This window comes from Methylobacterium sp. J-090 (genome assembly GCF_022829345.1).
Taxonomy (GTDB): domain Bacteria; phylum Pseudomonadota; class Alphaproteobacteria; order Rhizobiales; family Beijerinckiaceae; genus Methylobacterium.
In genome coordinates, this window is the sequence record NZ_JAKSXV010000097.1 from 49863 (window position 1) to 64738 (window position 14876).

Sequence of the window (14876 nt, forward strand, 5' to 3'; positions counted from 1 at the left end):
GACCGGGCTGGCCCGATCGATCCGGCTTTCGCCTGATCCCGCAAGGGCTTCGGTCCGGGTGCGGATGCGGCGCACGAGCCGCGAAGGCCGGTCCACGCCCCATTCCCGAAAAATCCCGGCCGCCGCATTCAGCCTTCGTTTACGTCGAAGCGACAAACCTGGGCATCCCGGGACGACGCGTTCGTGTGCGTCGCCCCGGGCACCCGGCGGACCTCGTCGTCCTCGGTCGCGGGTGTGTGTTGCGTCACGAGGCGGCGGGGCGGATCATCGGGATGACGCGTTCGACGAAGGCCGGCCTGTCGTTCGGTGTGCCGGCCGGGCTGCCCCTGTGGCGGCTGCTGGGCGCCTGCGCCGTGGCGCTCGCCACGGCCAACTGCGCCCAGAATCCGCAGCAGAAGCTCGCCGGGTCCTCCGGCTCCACCCTCGATCCGAAATACGGGGTCAAGGCGAGCCCGCGCCTCTACAAGGAGGGCGACGTGATCCCGAAGGGCGGCGGCCGGCGCTTCTCCGGCAAGCCCTACGTGGTGGCGGGCCGCACCTACGTGCCGCGCGAGGACGCCAAGGGCTACGTCCGCGAGGGCCTGGCCTCGTGGTACGGCGCCGCCTTCCACGGCCGGATGACCGCCAACGGCGAGGTGTTCGACCGCCACTCCATCGCGGCCGCACACCCGACCCTGCCCCTGCCGAGCTACGCCCGCGTCACCAACCTCACCAACCACCGTTCCATGATCGTGCGGGTGAACGATCGCGGGCCGTACCACGCCGACCGCGTCATGGACGTGTCGGAGGAGGTGGCCCAGGCCCTGGAATTCCACCGCAGCGGCACGTCCCGCGTGCGGGTCGAGTATGTCGGCAAGGCCTCCACCTCCGGCAGCGACGACCGCAAGCTGCTCGCGACCCTGCGCACGGACGGCGTGCCCGCCGCCATCCGGGGCCCGTCGCCGGTGATGCTGGCCGATCTCGGCCCCGACGAGCCCCTGGCAAGGGGCCGCTCGGCCCTGGCGTTCCGCTCGGCCGCCGAGGAAGCGCCGCAGGAAACCGTGCAGGAGGCTTCGCAAGAGACGTCGCGAGAGATTCCGAACGAGGCCCCGCGCGAGGCGCCCCGGCCGGCGCGCGCGGCACCCATCATCCTGGCGAGTGCGGCCGGCGTCGCCGTGCCCGCCGCCCTCCAGCCCACCGCCTTGCGCGAGACCGCGTTCCGGCCCGTGGCCACCGCGCCCGTGCGTCTCGCGCCGGCCCCCCTCGCCCTGACGCCGCCGCCCGTGCGGCTGGCGGCGCACGGGGCCGAAGGAGGCCAAAAGGCGGGAATCCAGACGGCGGGAGGGCGGACCCGGGTCGCGGCCGTGCCGCAGCCCCTGACGCGGACTGCCGCCGCCTGGCCCGCCCCGGCGGCGCCAGCGAAGGCCGGCGGACACGCTGGCGCTTCGGGTCAGGCCGCGATCCCGGCCAAGACCGGCGCGCCCACCAGGACCGGCGCGCCGACCAGGACCGGCGCGCCCACCAGGACCGTCGCGTCGGGGTCCGCCAAGGCCGTCGCGCCCGCCGCCGCCGTCGCGTTCGTCAAACCGACGATGCCCGCCAAGGGCATCGCGCCGGTGATGGCCCTGGCCGCTTCCAGGGGGCCCGTGCCGGCACCGCCGGTGAAGCTGGCCGCCAAGGCCGCACCGGCTCCGGCGGGGAAGGGCGCCGCCGGCAAGGCCGCCGTCGCCGCGGCCAAGCCCGGGCCTGCCCGCGCGCGGGTGGCCGAGGCCCGCTGACGGGGATATCGCTGCGTCCTTGTGCGGTGCGAAATGCGCTGGCGGGGCGTGGATTTTGGTTCGATCTCCCCCCGAATACCTTGTATCGTCACGCTTGTACGGTGGCGGGAACCGGTGATCCCCGACCGCATGGTGTGAGGCGAGTGATGCGCGCGACGATTCTCCACGCGAGCCGGACGGCCCTGGTCTGCGGGATGCTCGCCGCCTCCGCCTGGGGCGCCCGCGCCCAGACCTTCCAGACGGCGGCCCCCCACGCGATCCTCATCGATGCCGATTCCGGCTCGGTCCTGTTCGAGAAGGGCGCCGACGAGCTCTTCTCCCCGGCCAGCATGGCCAAGCTGATGACCACCGAGATCGTGTTCAACGAGATCCGGCAGGGCCGGCTCACCATGGACTCGGAGTTCCAGATCACCGAGGACGCGTGGCGCCGGGGCGGGGCCGGGGGCGGCGGCTCGTCGATGTTCGCGCAGCTCAACAGCCGGATCAAGCTCTCCGACCTCCTGCGCGGGCTCATCGTGCAGTCGGGCAACGACGCGGCCATCGCCATCGGCGAGGGCATCGCCGGCTCGGAGGAGAATTTCGGGCGGATGATGACCGCGCGGGCGAAGGAGATCGGCCTGCAGCGCTCGACCTTCCGCAACGCCACCGGCTACGCGGCGCCCGACCAGAAGGTGACCGCGCGCGATCTCGCCAAGCTGGCACTCCACATCATCGAGACCTATCCCGACCTCTACAAGATGTTCGCCGAGCGCGAATTCACCTGGAACAAGATCAAGCAGCAGAACCGCAACCCGCTGCTGGCGCTGGACATCGGCGCCGACGGGCTGAAAACCGGCTACCTCGAGGAATCCGGCTACGGCCTCACCGGCTCGGCGGTGCAGAACGGCCAGCGCCTGATCATGGTGGTGAGCGGCCTGAAGACCGCCCGCGACCGGGCCGCCGAATCGCGAAAACTCGTGGAATGGGGGTTCCGCGCCTTCGAGCCGCGCCAGGTCTTCGCCGCGGGCGAGACCGTGGCCGAGGCCTCGGTCTTCGGCGGTGCGCAGGGGAGCGTGCCCCTGGTGGCGAAGAAGCCCGTGCGGGTGCTGCTGCCGCGCGGCACCGGCGACAAGATCACCGCCAGGGCGGTCTATGACGGCCCCCTCGTGGCGCCCGTGGAGGAGGGCCGGGCCGTGGGCCGCCTGCGGATCATGCGCGGCGACACCCAGGCCCTCGACCAGCCGCTCTATGCCGGGACCGCCGTGCCGGCCGGCTCGATCCCGCAGCGCGCCCTCGACGCGGCCCTGGAGGTCGGCACCGGCCTGTTCCGCCGCGCCTTCGACAAGGCCGGCGCCAAATCGTGACGGGCCAATCGTGACGGGGATCGCGGCCGGGGCGTTCATCACCTTCGAGGGCGGGGAGGGGGCGGGGAAATCCACCCAGGTCCAGCGCCTCGCCGCGCACCTGCGCGTCCGCACCGGCCGCCCGGTGGTGACGACGCGCGAGCCCGGCGGGTCGCCGAAGGCCGAGGCGATCCGCGCCGCCCTGCTCGCCGGCATCGCCAAACCGTACGGCGCCTTCGCCGAGGCTTTGCTGTTCTCCGCCGCGCGCATCGACCACCTCGATACCCTGATCCGCCCGGCGCTCGCCCGGGGCGAGACGGTTTTGTGCGACCGCTTCGCCGATTCGACCCGGGCCTACCAGGGCGCCGCCGGCGGCCTCGAACCCGAACTCCTGACCAGCCTGGAGCGCGTCGTCGTCGGCCCGACGCGGCCCACCCTCACCCTGATCCTCGACCTCGACCCGGCGCTCGGCCTCGCCCGTGCCGCCAAGCGCTCGGACGCGGCGCCCGACCGCTTCGAGGCCGAGACCCTCGATTTCCACGCGCGCCTGCGCGCGGCGTTCCGGGCCATCGCCGAGGCCGAGCCGGCGCGCTGCGCCCTCGTCGACGCGGGCGCCGCGCCGGACGCCGTGGAGGCGGAGATCCGGGCGATCGTCGCCGCGCGGTTGCCGACCCTTCTCGGCGAGGCGGATCATGATGCGGCCTGAACGCCTGCCCGAGGATGTCGAGCCGGGCGACCTGCCCCACATCCCCCGCCCCCGCGAGCAGACCGGCCTCGTCGGCCACGCGGAGGCCGAGGCCGCCCTCATCGGCGGCATCGCCTCCGGGCGCCTGCATCACGCCTGGCTCATCGGCGGCCCGCGCGGCATCGGCAAGGCGACGCTGGCCTACCGCATGGCGCGCTGGCTCATCGCCAACCCGGGCCTCGACGCGATCCCCGAAACCCTCGACGTCGATCCGGGGCATCCGGCGGCGCGGCAGGTCGCGGCCCTGTCCCACCCCAACCTCGTGGCCCTGCGGCGGACCCGGCCGCCGACGGCGAAAACCCTGGCGACGAAGATCTCCGTCGATGCGGCGCGGGGCGCCCTGGAGCTCTTCGGCTCCACCGGGGGGGCGGCCGGCTACCGCATCTGCATCGTCGACAGCGCCGAGGACCTCAACGCCAACAGCGCCAACGCCCTCCTGAAGATGGTGGAGGAGCCGCCGCCCCGCTGCCTGTTCCTCATCGTCAGCCACGCGCCGGGGCGGCTCCTGCCGACCATCCGCTCGCGCTGCCGGGCGCTGACCCTGCGGCCGCTCGCCGAGGCCGAGGTCGCCCGCGTGGTGGCGGGCTTTCCCCCGCCCTTCGTCCAGCCCGACGCGGACGCGCTCGCCCGCGCCGCCGCCCTGTCCGAGGGCTCGGTGGCGCAGGGGATGGCGATGCTCGATCCGGCGACCGCCAATCTGGTCACGGACGTCGAGACCCTGCTCGCCCGCCTCGACCACCCGGACTGGCGCCGCATCCTGGCGCTCGCCGAGAAGCTCTCGGGGCGCGACTCGGACGAGCTGTTCGCCACGGGTCTCGACACGGTGTTCCGCTTCGTCTCGGCCGAGCTCGACCGGCGCGCCCACGAGGACCCGGCCCGCCTTGCGGCCCTGGTCGAGGTGTGTGACAAGATCGCCCGCGCTGCGCGGGAGGCCGCGATCTACAATCTCGACCGCCGGCCGCTGGTCCTGTCCCTGTTCGGAGACCTCGCCGGCGCCCTGCGCGCCGCGGCCTGAGCCGGACGGATTTTTTACGATTCTTCGTCCTGTGATCCTTTTGAACCCTGTCTCCGGGGAACCTTCGACGTGACCGACCCGGCTTCCCAAAAGACCTTCGGGATCACCACCGCGATCTCCTACCCCAACGGCGCGCCGCATATCGGCCACGCCTACGAGGCGATCGCCACGGATGCCATCGCGCGCTTCAAGCGCCTCGACGGCTACGAGGTGCTGTTCTCCACCGGCACCGACGAGCACGGCCTCAAGATCCAGCAGGCCGCCGCCAAGGCCGGGCTGTCGCCGCGGGCCCTCGCGGACAGCATGGCCGGCCTGTTCGAGACCATGGTCAAGGCCCTGAACTGCTCGCACGACCGCTTCATCCGCACCACCGAGCCGGTGCACTACGCCGCCGCCCAGGAACTCTGGCGCCGGATGGAGGCCAACGGCGACATCTACCTCTCGAAATACACCGGCTGGTACTCCGTGCGCGACGAGGCCTACTATGCCGAGGACGAGACCGAGCTCGGCCCCGACGGGGCGCGCCGTTCGCGCGAGACCGGCACGCCCGTGACCTGGATGGAGGAGGAGAATTTTCTCTTCCGCCTCTCGGCCTATGGGGACCGGCTGCTCGCCCTCTACGACTCCCAGCCCGACTTCATCGGCCCGGAGACGCGGCGCAACGAGGTGGCGAGCTTCGTGCGCTCCGGCCTCAAGGACTTTTCGGTGAGCCGCACCAACTTCGACTGGGGCGTGCCGGTGCCGGGGCATCCCGACCACGTCATGTATGTCTGGGTCGATGCGCTGACGAACTACCTCACCGTCACGGGTTTCCCGGACGAGGCGGACGCGCGAAAAAAGTTCTGGCCGATGGATCTGCACGTCATCGGCAAGGACATCGTCCGCTTCCACGCGGTGTACTGGCCGGCCTTCCTCATGTCGGCCGGACTGCCCCTGCCCAAGCGCGTCTTCGGCCACGGCTTCCTGCTGTCCAAGGGCGAGAAGATGTCCAAATCGCTGGGCAACGTCGTCGACCCGATGGACCTGATCAGTACCTACGGCGTCGACGCCCTGCGCCACTTCGTGTTGCGCGAGGTGCCCTTCGGCGGCGACGGCAATTACAGCCACGAGGCCATCGTCACCCGCACCACGGCGGACCTCTCCAACGGCCTCGGCAACCTCGCCCAGCGCTCGCTCTCGATGATCGCCAAGAATCTTTCGGGATTGGTCCCCGAGCACGGCGATCTCACGGAGGACGACCGGGCGCTTCTGGCCCTGGCCGACGCCCTGCCGGGGGCCGTGCGCGACGCCATGGACCGGCTCGCGCCCCACACGGCGCTGGCCGAGATCTGGGCCGTGGTGACGGCCTCCGACCGCTACTTCGACGCCCAGAAGCCCTGGGTCCTGCGCAAGACCGACCCGGCCCGCATGGCCGCCTCCCTCTACGTGGTGGCCGAGACCCTGCGGGCCATCGCCATCCTGGTGCAGCCGTTCATGCCGGGCTCGGGCGCAAAGCTCCTCGATCTGCTGGCCGTGCCGGCGGAGCGCCGCCGCCTCGCCGATGTGGGGGAGGGCGGCCGCCTCGTCCCCGGCACGCCGCTCCCCGCCCCCGTCGGGCTGTTCCCGCGCTTCGTCGAGCCGGAGGCCGGTGCGGGGTGAGGTGATGCGGGGGCTGGGCGGATAACCGTTTCGGCACTACATTTTGCAGTGACGGAGCGGTGATGGGTTTCCAGTGAGATGCCGGCAAGGATGCAGCCAATCAGGCCAAGCACCTCGTCGGCTTCCGACAGGCGGCTGAGATCTTTCGCGGATTTCGGGTCACCCGCGAGGACACCCGTCGGTCCTACGGTGAACGGCGGTTCGTCACCCTGGGCCAATACGACGGGACGGTACTGTGCGTGATCTACACCCTGCGGGACGACGACATTCGCATCATCTCGGCATGGAAGGCGGGGCGGCATGAACGGGAAGCGTACATCCAAGCCCGGGACCGTGAGGTTTGACAGCCTCGACGCGATGCCGCCGGCCACCCCCCTCAGCGCAGCCTTCAAGGCGTTGAGCGACGAGGACGCGGCACGCCGCGCCGCCGCCGATCCGGACGCCGGCGTCATCCCACCCGGCTTCTGGGACGCGCTGCCGTCCGTGGCCGCCGAGACCAAGGAGCAGATCACCCTGCGCCTCGACCCCGAGGTGCTTCGGCATTTCCGGGGGCTCGGCAAAGGCTATCAGTCGCGGATCAATGCCGTTCTCAAGAGCTACGTTCGGGCCAAGGAGAATGCGGGTTAAGGCACCGGCCCGTCCTCGTAGATTTTCAGCTCCGCCGAATCCGCGCCGACCCAATCAAGAAACTTTGAGCCAACAATGCTGGTCGACAGTCACTGCCACCTCGATTTCCCGAACTTCGCCGAGGACCTGCCGGGCGTCATCGCCCGCGCGCGGGCGGCGGGCGTGACCGGCATGGTCACCATCGCGACGCGCGTCGCCAAGGCGAAGACCTACGAGGCCCTGTCAGAGGCGAACCCCGAGATCTGGCACACCATCGGCACCCATCCGGACGGGGCCGGGGACGAGCCCGACGTGCCGACCGAGACGATCGTGGCGCTGAGCCGGCATCCGCGCTGCGTCGGCATCGGCGAATCCGGCCTCGACTTCCACTACGACAACGCCGCGCCCGAAGCCGTGCAGGAGCGCGTCTTCCGCCGCCACATCGCGGCGGCTCGCGAGACCGGCCTGCCCCTCGTCATCCATTCGCGCGACGCCGATGCCGAGATGGAGGCGATCCTCGTGGACGAGATGGGGCAGGGGGCCTTCACGGCGGTGCTGCACTGCTTCTCGTCGGGCGCGCGCCTGGCCGAGGTCGGCGTCGAACTCGGGCTCTATGTCTCGTTCTCCGGCATCGTCACCTTCCGGCGCTCGCACGACCTGCGCGCCATCGCCCTGGCGGTGCCCCGGGACCGCCTGCTGGTCGAGACCGACGCGCCGTTCCTGGCGCCCGAACCCCACCGGGGCCGCACCAACGAGCCGGCCTACACCGCCGACACGGCGCGGTCCCTGGCCAAGACCTTCGAGATGGACTTCGACGCGTTCGCCGCCCTGACCACGGCCAACTTCCACCGCCTGTTCCACAAGGCAGGGGTGAGAGCCGGGGAGGGGACGTGACACGCCCCTGCCCCCTCCGATACCAACGGAGCCGGAGGTGGCGATGGGTTCCTTGACGTTGACGATCCTCGGCTGCGGCTCGTCCGGCGGCGTGCCCCGGGTCGCCTATGGCTGGGGCGCCTGCGATCCGGCCGAGGCGAAGAACCGGCGGCGGCGCTGCTCGCTCCTCGTGGAACGCAGCGAGGCCGCCGGCCGCACCAGCGTCCTCGTCGACACCTCGCCGGACCTGCGCGACCAGCTCATCGGCGCCGGCGTGCGGCACCTCGACGGCGTGCTGTTCACCCACGCGCATGCCGACCACACCCACGGCATCGACGACGTCCGGCCCCTCGTCATCCACATGCGCCGGCGCATCCCGGTCTACGCCGACGCCCTCACCCGGGCCCTCCTGGAGCGGCGCTTCGGCTACTGCTTCGAGACGCCGCCGGGCAGCGAGTATCCGCCGATCCTCGACATGAACGATCTGTGCCCGGGCGAGGCGGTGCGGGTGGCGGGCGCGGGCGGCGCGGTGACGGCCCTGCCCTTCGCCATGGAGCACGGCAACGAGGCGGCGCTGGGATTCCGGTTCGGCCCGGCCGCCTACGCGCCCGATGTCAGCCTGATGCCGGCGGCGGCCGAGACGCAGCTGCACGGCCTCGACCTGCTCATCATCGACGCCCTGCGGGAGACGCCGCACCCGACGCACTACTCGGTCTCGGACGCGCTCGCCCTCATCGAGACGGTGCGGCCGCGCCGCGCGGTGCTGACCAACCTCCACACGGATCTCGACTACGCCACCCTGGCGCGCAAGCTCCCGCCGCACGTGGTGCCGGCGTATGATGGATTGCGCGTGACGGTGGACCTCTGACCGGCGGGCTCGCGACGCCGGGGGAGGGTGGATCGGTTCCGGGCCGGGGCCCCTCGTCAGTTCCGGGCCGGGGCCTCTTCCGGCAGGCCGGCACTGACCAGGATCTGGGTCATGGCCGCCTTGGCGAGGTGGTTGTAGCCCGCGTCGGTCATGTGGAGGCCGTCGGGGCCGATCATCTGGGTCGGCGTGAGCAAGCCCTTGGCCACCCAGGCCCGCATCATCGCGTTGCGCCGGATCACCGGGACGCCGAGTTCGCTGGCGACGGCGTGCAGGGCGGTGCCGTAGAGCTCCGATCCGGCGGTGCCGGACAGGCGCTTGCACCATTGCTGGTCCATGAGGATCACGTCCGCCCCCGTGGCGCGGATCGCCAGGATGCCGGCCCGGGTCAGTTCGGCGAAGCGCTCGACGCTGACGCCGGTCATCGGATCGTTGCTGCCCGTCTGCCAGACCACGAGGTCGGGCTTCTCCGCGAGCACGTCGCGCTCGAGGCGCCGGGCCATGGCCTCGGCATCGTCCCCGCCCTTGCCCCGGTTGAGCACGGTAACGAACTGGTGGGCCGAGCCGGACCTGTCCAGCCGCGCCTCGAGATCCTCCTGCAGCTGCGCCGGATAGGTCGAGGCCAGGGAGGTGGCGCCGATGCCCTCCGTCGAGGAGGAGCCGAACGCCACGATGCGGATATCCGCGCCCTTGGCCACGAGTCCGGCGAGGCGCGGCAATCGCGCCAGGGTCCGGGCGTGGAGCGCGGGGCGCCCCGCCGCGGGCGTCCGCACCGCCGCGGGCGCGTCCAGTCCGGCATGGACGGCTCCGGCCTGGACCGGAACTTGGACCGGAACCGGCTCGGACCGGGCCGGAGCACCGAGGGCCAGGAGGGCGAGACCGAGAATCGGGACGAGGGGGCGGCGCGCTGAGATCGGCATCAGGTTCGCTTCGGTACAGGTATCCGGACACTCGACGCCTGGATCTGAACCCAGCGTGTATCATGTATACTGAGCCCGGATTATGACGAAGGCGAGGGCCTTGAGCGACGCTTATGCCACAGCGGGGCGCGATTGTCGGGGTTATGCCCGAAACCCCGGGTCCCTCGAACACGGATAGGGTGAATCCGGGGTTCTGCGCGATCGCCCGAATGCGATGCGAACCCCCCTGCCCCGAATTTTTCCCATCGTACGTTCCATAATATATCTTATGCGAATGGTATGCCTGGGGTTAGGAGGGGCCTTCGGGGCTCGCGTCCACCGGTCGGAATGGCTCGGCGGCCCCTTGCGCCGCGGCTTTGCGCGCCGCACCCTCCCCTAGGAGCCCGTCGTGTGCAGGAGCCCGCCATGCGATTGACCGGAGCCGAAGTCGAAGCGATCCGATCCTGCGCCCGACGCCATTTCGGCGAGGGATGCGTCGTACGGCTCTTCGGATCGCGGACGGACGACGCCTTGCGCGGCGGTGATATCGATCTCCATGTCGAGGCGGACCGGCCCGACCGGGCGCATCTGTCGAACGAGCTGGCGTTCCGGGCGGACCTGCAGGACCGCCTCGGCGAGCAGCGCATCGACGTGATCCTGCGGCCGCCCGCCTACACACCGCGCACCATCGATCGCGTCGCGATTCAGACCGGTGTCGCCCTGTGACCGAGGTGGATCGCCCCCTCGGTCTCCAGCTCCTGTCGGAATACCTCGCGGCGGCCAACAAGCCCGTCGGCCCCGCCCCGCGGTGACGCCGATCCGTCTGCCCTACACCCCGCCCTACGATTGGCCGGCCCTGCGCGACTACCTCGCCGCCCGCGCGATCCCGGGGGTCGAGGCCGTCACGCGGCTCGCCTATCGCCGGACCATCGACCTCTCCGGACGGCACGGCCACGTCGCCGTCGGCCCCGGCCCGAACGATGCCCTGGTGGCGACGATCCACCATCCCGACCCCGAGGCCGTGCCGGCGATCCGCGCCCGCCTGGCGCCGATGTTCGACTGCGACGCCGATCCCATGGCGATCCGGGCGGGCCTCGCGGGCGATCCGCATCTGGCGCGCCTCGTGGCCGCCCGGCCGGGCCTGCGGGTGCCCGGGGCCTGGGACGGGTTCGAGCTCGCCGTGCGCGCCATCCTCGGCCAGCAGGTCTCCGTGGCGGCGGCGACCCGCCTCGCCGGCCGGCTGGTCGCCACCTTCGGCACGCCCTTGGCCGCGGACGCGTCCGCGCCGGGCCTGAGCCACGTCTTCCCGGCGCCGGAGCGCCTGGCGGAGGCCGACATCGCGGCGGCGCTGGGCATGCCCTGCGCCCGGGGGGAGGCGATCCGGACCCTGTCGGCGGCCGTGGCGGAGGCGCCCGGCCTGCTGGCGCCGGGCCGGGAACCCGAGGCGGCCATCGCCGCCCTCACCCGCCTGCGCGGGATCGGCGACTGGACGGCGCAGTACATCGCGCTCCGGGCCCTGCGCGCGCCCGATGCCCTGCCGGCGGGCGACCTCGCCCTCCTGCGCGCCCTCGACGATGGGGGCGGGCGCCCGAGTCCCGCCGGCCTGGCGGCGCGGTCGCGGGCGTGGCGGCCGTGGCGGTCCTACGCCGTGCTCCACCTCTGGACGAGCGAGGCCGACCGGGGCGGGATTCGGCCGCAAGAACCGGGATGCGCGGCCGCCCCGAAGGCGCCAGGGTAGGGGGCATGACGAGTCCCCTCTCCCCCTGCCCCCTCCCCGCCGCCCCCGCCTCCGATCCGGATGCGTGCTGGGCCGCCGTCGCCGCCCGCGATCCGGCGGCCGACGGGCGCTTCGTCTACGCCGTGCGCACCACGGGCGTGTATTGCCGGCCGGGCTGCGGCGCCCGCACCCCGCGCCGGGCGAACGTGAGCTTTTACCTGACCCCCACGGCGGCACGGGCTGCGGGCTTCCGCCCGTGCCTGCGCTGTCGCCCCGACGATCCGCCCCAGGCGCAGCGTCACGCCGAGGCGGTTGCCCGGGCCTGCCGGCTGATCGGAGAGGCCGAGGAGCCCCCTGCCCTCGCGGCCCTGGCCCGCGCCGCGGCCTTGAGCCCGTTCCACTTCCACCGGGTGTTTCGGAGCGTCACCGGCGTGACCCCCAAGGCCTATGCCGAAGCCGTGCGGGCGGAGCGCCTCGCCGCGGCGCTTCCCACGGCCGGGACCGTGACGGAGGCCGCGTACGCGGCGGGCTACGGCACGGCGGGCCGGTTCTACGCCGCCGCCGGACCGCGCCTCGGCATGTCGCCCGGCGCCGTTCGCAAGGGCGGGGCCGGCGTCGCCATCCGCTTCTCCGTGGCGGCCTGCACCCTCGGCTTCGTCCTGGTGGCGGCCACCGAACGGGGGCTCTGCGCCATCCTGCTCGGCGACGATCCCGAGGGGCCGGTCCGGGAACTCCACGCGCGGTTCCCCCGGGCCGCGATCACGCGGGACGAGGCCGGGTTCGCGGCGCACGTGGCCGAGGTCGTGGCCTTCGTGGCGGCGCCGCGGCGCGGCCTCGCCCTCCCCCTCGACATCGGCGGCACCGCCTTCCAGCAGCGGGTCTGGGAGGCCCTGCGCACGATCCCGGCGGGACGGACGGCGACCTACACGGACATCGCGAAGTGCATCGGCCAGCCCGCCGCCGTGCGGGCCGTGGCGCTGGCCTGCGCCGCCAACGCCCATGCGGTGGCGATCCCCTGCCACCGGGTGGTGCGCGCCGACGGGGCGCTCTCGGGCTACCGCTGGGGCGCCGCGCGCAAGGCCGCGCTGCTGGCCCGGGAGGGCAGCCGCGCGGCCGAGGACGGCGAGGGACCCGATCCGGCGTGACGGGGCGTCCCGCACGGGCCACCCCTGTCCGCGCGGTTGGTCTGGAAGGCTTGTCTGTGAGGCCCGGGCGGGGGAAGAGGGGCCCCGGCCCGCGAAGAAGAGCCCCGATCCGTTGCGCGCGACACCGCCCTCCCCCGCCCGGCCCGCCGGGAGCCCGCCGGCGGCCCTGGCCGCCTACCCGATCCTGGCCGGCACCATGCTGCTCTGGGGCGGCAACGTAGTGGCGGGCAAATGGGCGGTGGGCGAGGTCTCGCCGCAGGTGCTCACCTGCCTGCGCTGGGCCATCGCCTGCCTCGTCCTGGCGCTCCCGGCCCGCGCCGGCCTGCGGGCCGAGTGGGGCCGGCTCAGGGCCCACTGGCCCTACGTGCTGCTCATGGGAGGGTGCGGCTACACCCTCTACGCGAGCCTGTTCTACGCCGCCGGCCTGTTCACCACGGGCATCAACATCGCCCTGTTCCAGGGGTCGATCCCCGTCCTCGTCATCCTGATCAACTACGGCGTCCACCGGGTGGCCGTGGGCGGCGCGCAGGCGCTCGGCGTCGCCGTGACCCTGGCCGGGGCGGTGGTGGCGGCGACCCACGGCGACTGGCGGGTGCTCACCCATTTCGGCTTCAATCTCGGCGACGTGCTGATGCTCGCCGCCTGCCTGTTCTATGCCGGCTACACCGTGGCGCTCGGCGCCCGGCCGAAGGTCTCCGGCCTGACCTTCTTCACCGCCATGGCGCTCGCCGCCTTCCTCACCTCCCTGCCGCCGCTCGCCGCCGAATGGGCGCTGGGCCACACGATCTGGCCGACGCCGAAGGGGTGGCTCATCGTGGCGTTCGTGGCCCTGGGGCCGAGTCTTCTGGCCCAGCTCGGCTTCATGCGCGGGGTCGAGCTCATCGGCCCGAACCGGGCGGGGCTGTTCGTCAATTTCGTGCCGATCTTCGGGGCGGGCCTCGCCGTCCTCTTCCTCGGCGAGCCGTTCCGCTGGAACGACGCCCTGGCGCTCGGCCTCGTCATCGGCGGCATCGCCATCGCCGAGCGCCTCGGCCGGCGGCGCTGACGCCGCCGGCGGATCAGGGACCCGCCGGCCCCGCCACGGCCTTGCGCAGGGCGGCGAGCAGGGCGCCCTCGAAGGCCAGCGCCGAGCCGTAATGGAACTCGATGTCGAACGGCTTGCGGGCGTTCATGGAGAGGGACGCGCTCTGCATGGCGATGAGCCGGCCGGCCTCGTCGAACAGGCCCGAGCCCGAGCCGCCGAAGCCGTCGTTGCAATCGTGGCGCAGGCGCCGGATGCCGCCCTCGCTCGGCGGATCGACCTGGCGGATGGCGCAGGCCTCGAGGCTCGCCGGCCCGCGATAGTTCTCGTGCCCGCCGGGCGACACCATCACGACGGGCAGCCGCATCGGCCCCTCCCCCAGCTCGGGCGCGGCCGGCAGGGGCTGCGGCCGGGCGCCCTCCACGGGCCGCACGAGGCGCAGGATCGCCCAGTCGTCGGTGATGTGGAGCGCCTGCGACGCCGGCACCGCCCCGAGCTCGATGCTGCCCGGCACGAAGTCGTAGTTGCGCCCGCCGATCTGGAAGAAGCAGTCGCCCACCTCGCGCGTGGTCTCGAGGCGCCGGTTGCGGAAGTTGTGGGCGTTGAGCACCACCACGGACGGATCGCCGACGAGCCAGGCGGCGGCGGCCTTGCGCGGAATGCCGTCCGGCCCGTGGCAGAACAGCACGCCCGCCCCCGGATAGCGGTCGATGTCCGCGCCCGTCAGGTCCCGGCGCCCGTCCCGGGGATAGAGGGCGGCCAGAGTCCCGACCGGGGCGTGCTTCGCGACCGGGGCGTTCGAGATCGGCCCATCCCGCGCCGGGGCCGGTGCGGGGGCGCAGAGCAGGGCCGCGAGGGCGATGCCGAGCCCTCTCGCGAGGCCCCCGCGCGCGGTTCCGCGTCTCCGCCCAGCCCCTGGCGCCATCGGTCCCCGCTCCCCTCGACCGGCCCGTTCGCCCGCGCCGTTGCGACAGTGGTGCGACGGCCCCCTAGGGGCGGTCAAGCGTCGGGTCGCCGCTGCGCGATTCTCACGCTCTATTTGCCGAAGTTTCCCGACTATAAATGTCGGATCGTCTAGAGACTTTGCGACAGGAAGATGGCTAGAAATAAGGGCTGAAGGGACAGTAATAAGCTTCTTATAAGACTACGTTAGTCTGATAAAAGCTTAAGAGCGCGGCGGTTCTTCTGAGGAGCGCGGCACCGATGTTCCGAAACGGCGGGAGAAACAGCCACGCACGACCGCAGGGTCGAGAGACGGGGCGGCAGCTGAGGA

At 72.5% G+C, this 14876-nt stretch carries 14 protein-coding genes and 1 pseudogene; 13 read left to right on the forward strand and 2 right to left on the reverse strand.

What is annotated here, in order from left to right; genetic code table 11:
• Positions 1-272 precede the first annotated feature (272 nt).
• The 9 genes and pseudogenes from MKK49_RS19275 (at position 273) to MKK49_RS19315 (ending at position 8824) form a co-directional block, all read left to right on the forward strand.
• Positions 273-1757, forward strand: a complete 1485-nt coding sequence (locus MKK49_RS19275; protein ID WP_244031346.1) for a septal ring lytic transglycosylase RlpA family protein — start codon at positions 273-275, stop codon at positions 1755-1757.
• A 194-nt stretch (positions 1758-1951) separates the two neighbouring features.
• Positions 1952-3100 carry a D-alanyl-D-alanine carboxypeptidase family protein gene (locus tag MKK49_RS19280; RefSeq protein WP_244031423.1) on the forward strand — a complete coding sequence of 383 codons (1149 nt, stop codon included), beginning with the start codon at positions 1952-1954 and terminating at the stop codon, positions 3098-3100.
• A 10-nt stretch (positions 3101-3110) separates the two neighbouring features.
• Positions 3111-3785 carry a dTMP kinase gene (gene tmk, locus MKK49_RS19285; protein WP_244031348.1) on the forward strand — a complete coding sequence of 225 codons (675 nt, stop codon included), beginning with the start codon at positions 3111-3113 and terminating at the stop codon, positions 3783-3785.
• Positions 3775-4839, forward strand: a complete 1065-nt coding sequence (locus tag MKK49_RS19290) for a DNA polymerase III subunit delta' (RefSeq protein ID WP_244031425.1) — start codon at positions 3775-3777, stop codon at positions 4837-4839. Before tmk ends, MKK49_RS19290 begins: the two co-directional genes overlap by 11 nt.
• 69 nt (positions 4840-4908) lie before the next feature.
• Positions 4909-6477, forward strand: coding sequence for a methionine--tRNA ligase (gene metG / locus MKK49_RS19295; RefSeq protein ID WP_244031350.1), 1569 nt, complete (start codon positions 4909-4911; stop codon positions 6475-6477).
• An 89-nt stretch (positions 6478-6566) separates the two neighbouring features.
• Positions 6567-6821, forward strand: a pseudogene (locus MKK49_RS19300) (BrnT family toxin); the annotation flags it as partial.
• Complete coding sequence (locus MKK49_RS19305) at positions 6811-7104, forward strand: BrnA antitoxin family protein (RefSeq protein WP_244031352.1); 294 nt, start codon at positions 6811-6813, stop codon at positions 7102-7104. The pseudogene MKK49_RS19300 and the gene MKK49_RS19305, both read left to right, overlap by 11 nt.
• Positions 7105-7179: 75 nt before the next feature.
• Complete coding sequence (locus MKK49_RS19310) at positions 7180-7977, forward strand: TatD family hydrolase (RefSeq protein ID WP_244031354.1); 798 nt, start codon at positions 7180-7182, stop codon at positions 7975-7977.
• Between the two features lie 43 nt (positions 7978-8020).
• Complete coding sequence (locus MKK49_RS19315; protein WP_244031356.1) at positions 8021-8824, forward strand: MBL fold metallo-hydrolase; 804 nt, start codon at positions 8021-8023, stop codon at positions 8822-8824.
• 56 nt (positions 8825-8880) lie between these two features.
• Here MKK49_RS19315 and MKK49_RS19320 read toward each other — a convergent pair whose 3' ends face one another.
• Positions 8881-9741 (reverse strand): SGNH/GDSL hydrolase family protein, encoded by an 861-nt coding sequence (locus MKK49_RS19320; protein WP_244031357.1) that lies wholly within the window; start codon positions 9739-9741, stop codon positions 8881-8883.
• 405 nt (positions 9742-10146) lie between these two features.
• Between MKK49_RS19320 and MKK49_RS19325 the strand changes: the two genes are divergently transcribed.
• The 4 genes from MKK49_RS19325 to MKK49_RS19340 all read left to right on the forward strand — a co-directional run bounded on the left by MKK49_RS19325 (position 10147) and on the right by MKK49_RS19340 (position 13627).
• Complete coding sequence (locus MKK49_RS19325; protein ID WP_244031358.1) at positions 10147-10446, forward strand: hypothetical protein; 300 nt, start codon at positions 10147-10149, stop codon at positions 10444-10446.
• Positions 10447-10528: 82 nt separating this feature from the next.
• Positions 10529-11458 carry a DNA-3-methyladenine glycosylase family protein gene (locus MKK49_RS19330; protein ID WP_244031359.1) on the forward strand — a complete coding sequence of 310 codons (930 nt, stop codon included), beginning with the start codon at positions 10529-10531 and terminating at the stop codon, positions 11456-11458.
• Positions 11459-11463: 5 nt separating this feature from the next.
• The gene (gene ada / locus MKK49_RS19335) at positions 11464-12582 is read left to right on the forward strand and encodes a bifunctional DNA-binding transcriptional regulator/O6-methylguanine-DNA methyltransferase Ada (protein ID WP_244031360.1); all 1119 of its coding nucleotides are present in this window, start codon (positions 11464-11466) and stop codon (positions 12580-12582) included.
• A gap of 112 nt (positions 12583-12694) precedes the next feature.
• Positions 12695-13627: a DMT family transporter gene (locus tag MKK49_RS19340; protein WP_409565107.1), complete on the forward strand. Its 933-nt coding sequence runs from the start codon at positions 12695-12697 to the stop codon at positions 13625-13627.
• 13 nt (positions 13628-13640) lie between these two features.
• Here the strand turns inward: MKK49_RS19340 and MKK49_RS19345 are convergent, their stop codons facing one another.
• On the reverse strand, positions 13641-14528 hold the full coding sequence (locus MKK49_RS19345) for a trypsin-like peptidase domain-containing protein (protein ID WP_244031361.1): 888 nt from the start codon (positions 14526-14528) through the stop codon (positions 13641-13643).
• Positions 14529-14876 lie beyond the last annotated feature (348 nt).